Source organism: Pseudomonadota bacterium (assembly GCA_030775045.1).
GTDB lineage: Bacteria > Pseudomonadota > Alphaproteobacteria > JALYJY01 > JALYJY01 > JALYJY01.
In genome coordinates, this window is record JALYJY010000132.1 from 1 (window position 1) to 3,464 (window position 3,464).

General features: G+C 56.7%; 3 protein-coding genes and 1 tRNA gene. 1 reads left to right on the top strand and 3 read right to left on the bottom strand.

The genetic code is table 11. From position 1 onward, the window contains the following. Positions 1-42: 42 nt before the first annotated feature. Positions 43-117: transfer RNA gene (locus tag M3O22_08985), tRNA-Met, on the bottom strand. Positions 118-204: 87 nt separating this feature from the next. After that, positions 205-810, bottom strand: a complete 606-nt coding sequence (locus M3O22_08990) for a cold shock domain-containing protein (GenBank protein MDP9196875.1) — start codon at positions 808-810, stop codon at positions 205-207. 208 nt (positions 811-1,018) lie between these two features. Between M3O22_08990 and M3O22_08995 the strand changes: the two genes are divergently transcribed. After that, positions 1,019-2,698, top strand: a complete 1,680-nt coding sequence (locus M3O22_08995; GenBank protein MDP9196876.1) for a long-chain fatty acid--CoA ligase — start codon at positions 1,019-1,021, stop codon at positions 2,696-2,698. A gap of 24 nt (positions 2,699-2,722) precedes the next feature. Here the strand turns inward: M3O22_08995 and M3O22_09000 are convergent. Then, positions 2,723-3,464 (bottom strand): hypothetical protein (locus tag M3O22_09000; protein MDP9196877.1); only part of this gene is annotated, 742 nt, incomplete at its 5' end.

Here is a 3,464-nt window from a genome sequence, read left to right on the forward strand (position 1 = left end):
GGATTGATGGCGTTGCCGGATCAGGTTTCCATAAAGGAAAGCTGGTGGCGGGGGAGGGATTTGAACCCCCGACCAAGGGATTATGATTCCCCTGCTCTACCCCTGAGCTACCCCGCCATATGCCTGCATGAAACCGGCAGACCGAAAGGCTGCATATAATGCGTACGGTCTGTTCATGTCAACAGGCTGGTCTTGGACCTGTGCCTATTCAGACAGCGGGATGATCCACGTGGCCTCGCGCCCCTTGGCGGCTTCCTGGACCCGCATCTGGACACGTTGTCCCGGCTCCAGAGTCATCAGGCCTGCACGGCGCAGGACATTCTTGTGAATGAAAACGTCACGCCGGGAGTCATCATCTGTGGCCGCAAAGCCGAAGCCCTTGTCGGGTTTAAACCATTTGATGGTGCCGGACATTTCCGTTTCCGGCCCGGCAGGCGCATGATCATAATCCCTGTCTTCCCGCGGGTAAAAATCCCTCTCGGGACGGCTGTCGCGGAACCGCGGACGACTGTTCCGGTCTCCACCCCTGTCCCCGCTGCCGGAGAAGCTTTCGTTGACGCCGGTGATTTCCACAATCCGTGTCACCTGCGGCCCTTTGGGACCGCTACCCACAAAACAGACCATCTCCGTGCCTTCCTGGATTGAATCCAGCCCGGCGCGGTTAAGCACCGAAATGTGCAGGAAAGCGTCGGGACCGCTGGCGGGTGCCGCAAACCCGAATCCCTTCGACAGATTGAACCACTTGACGGTGGCTGTTGTCTGGATGCCCTCATCGGCGGGCATGGCGTTCTGCTGCATGAAACGTGACAAGGAAACCTTCCCCGGGGCGACCGGCCGTGTTGATATTCAGGGCTCTTTACAGAGCCTGCCATATTCTGGACACAAAACCAGACGTTTCACAAGTCCCTTTTTTACATAAAAATACTCCACGGGGAGCTGATGCAATGACAGATTGCATGCTTTGGTGTAAAATACAGGGATAATCCTGAATGTCCGGCGTTTCCGGGTGGAGGCAAAAATGACAGGGCAAGGCACCCAGGACAGGCAGGAGGGGAGCCGTTCCCTCTCCTCCGGCAAGACCATGTCTGTCCCGGAAGGATCTGTCGTGGACATGTTTGCAGAGACCGTTGCCCGGCATGGCAGCAATATCTGTACAGAATTTCTGGGAAAAAAGCAGACGTACAGACAGATCAGCAACCAGATCGACCGGCTGGCCAGGGGGCTGCAGGGCCTTGGCATCGGCAAGGGCAGCCGCGTGGGTCTGTTTCTGCCCAACTGTCCGGCCTTTGTGGTGGCCTATTATGCCATTCTGGAAACCGGCGCGACTGTGGTCAATTTCAATCCTCTGTATGTGGAGCGGGAAATTGCGGCCCAGATCCAGGACAGCGGCCTGGATACCATGATCACGCTGGACCTGAAGGCCCTGTACAACAAGCTGGAAAACCTGCGGGGCAAAACATCGCTGAAGCGGCTGATCGTGGCGTCCATGGCCGATATGCTGCCTTTTCCGAAAAGCCTGCTGTTCCGCCTTCTGAAGCGGCGGGAGATTGCGCATATATCCCGGGACGAAAACCATCTGCGCCTGTCTGATCTGATGGCCAATGACGGACAGGTCCGGCCGGTGACCATCAATCCGAAAGAAGACGTGGCTGTTCTGCAGTACACGGGGGGAACAACAGGCGTTCCCAAGGGCGCCATGCTGACCCATACCAACCTGCGGGCCAATGCGGAACAGGCCTTTCTGATCTATACGAATGCCGAGCCGGGGAACGAGCGTATCCTGTGCGTTATTCCCTTTTTCCATGTGTTTGCCATGACGGCCGGCATGAACATGGGCATAAGGCTGGGAGCAGAAATGGTACTGCTGCCCCGGTTCGAGCTGGAAAACCTGATCCGGGCCATTGACCGGACCCGCCCCACCCTGTTTCCGGCGGTGCCCACCATCTATACGGCCATCAATCTCCATAAACGGCTGGACCGGTTTGACCTGCGCTCGATCCGGCTGTGTGTTTCCGGCGGAGCTCCCCTGCCGGTAGAGGTCAAGCTGGCCTTCGAGAAAAACACCGGAAGCCGCCTGGTGGAAGGCTATGGCCTGACTGAAGCCTCACCCGTTGTGTGCTGCAACCCGGCGGACGGGATCAACAAGACCGGTTCCATCGGTCTACCCCTGCCCGGAACCACGGTCAGTATCCGCAGTCTGGAAGACCCTCACCAGGAAGTGCCCAGGGGAGAAAAGGGGGAACTGTGCGTGAAAGGTCCCCAAGTCATGAAGGGATACTGGAACAGGCCGGAAGAGACAGAACGCGTTTTTGTGGATGGCTTTCTGCGTACTGGCGATGTGGCCCGCATCGACGAGGATGGCTATGTGTTCATCGTGGACCGCATCAAGGACGTGATCATTGCGGGCGGCTACAAGATCTGGCCCCGCAATGTAGAGGAGGCGGTCTATCTTCATTCCGCTGTGGCCGAATGTCTGGTGATCGGTGTTCCGGATACCTACCGGGGCCAGTCGGTCAAGCTTTTTGTCCGCCTGAAAGAGGGCCAGGCCCTAACGGCAGAGGCCCTGAAGGAATTCCTGCAGGACAAGCTGTCACCCATTGAAATGCCCCGGGCCGTGGAATTCCGGGACAGCCTGCCCAAAACCCTGATTGGAAAACTGGACCGCAAGGCCCTGCGCAAGGAAGAGGGGCTGGAGTAGAAGCGCCCGGTGATCCAGGTCGCTTCAGGGGGAAGGTGTTGCGGACCTTTTCAGTTCGGCTTCAAGCCACCCTGAGGCAGTTTCTGCAAAGACCCTGCGGGCAGTACTTTCCAGCGGATGGTTTTTCGGAGCCTTTCTGTAAACTTCTCTGGCCTGTACGCAGATGTTTTCCGGGTTTGCCAGTTCCTGCAGGCTTGTGGCCCATTCTGCAGTCATAAAGGAACGGTATTCCCGGGTTTTCATCCTGAGGGAAAGATCCCTGAAGAATTCAGTCCTGGATTCCGGGGTATACAGCTCATATTTCACATCCAGGAAGTGCCGGACCAGTGCACCGCAAAAACTGCCTTCCTTTCGGATCAGATATCCGTGATTGACAAAATCAATACCGTCCATGACATCGGCCAGGCACCGCTCTTTCTCGTGGATGGATATTCCGGCCAGACAGATTTCCAGCATCCCTGATGCTTTCGCGGCCAGATGGGGTGCGCCCATCTCATCGGCCATGGTTCCCGCATTGGCAAGGGCTTCAACCATTGCCCGGGGAGTCAGACGGGCCTTTTTCAGGGTTGTTGCCCAGAGTTCGACATGGGCTTCTGTATCATTCATGGCAGATACCAGGGCCATCACCATATGGGATTTTTTGCCAAGGCTGACAAACAGATCAACAAGGATAAAACCGACAAATTCCGCGAAAGAACGATGGGTTTGCTTCCTGGATTTTGCTGTCTGTTCCTGGATTTCCATACCGGCCTCGAGAGTCATATCC

Coding starts and splice junctions, on each gene's coding strand:
- M3O22_08995 (MDP9196876.1), top strand. CDS start 1,019: ATGACAGGGCAAGGCACCCAGGACAGGCAGGAGGGGAGCCGTTCCCTC.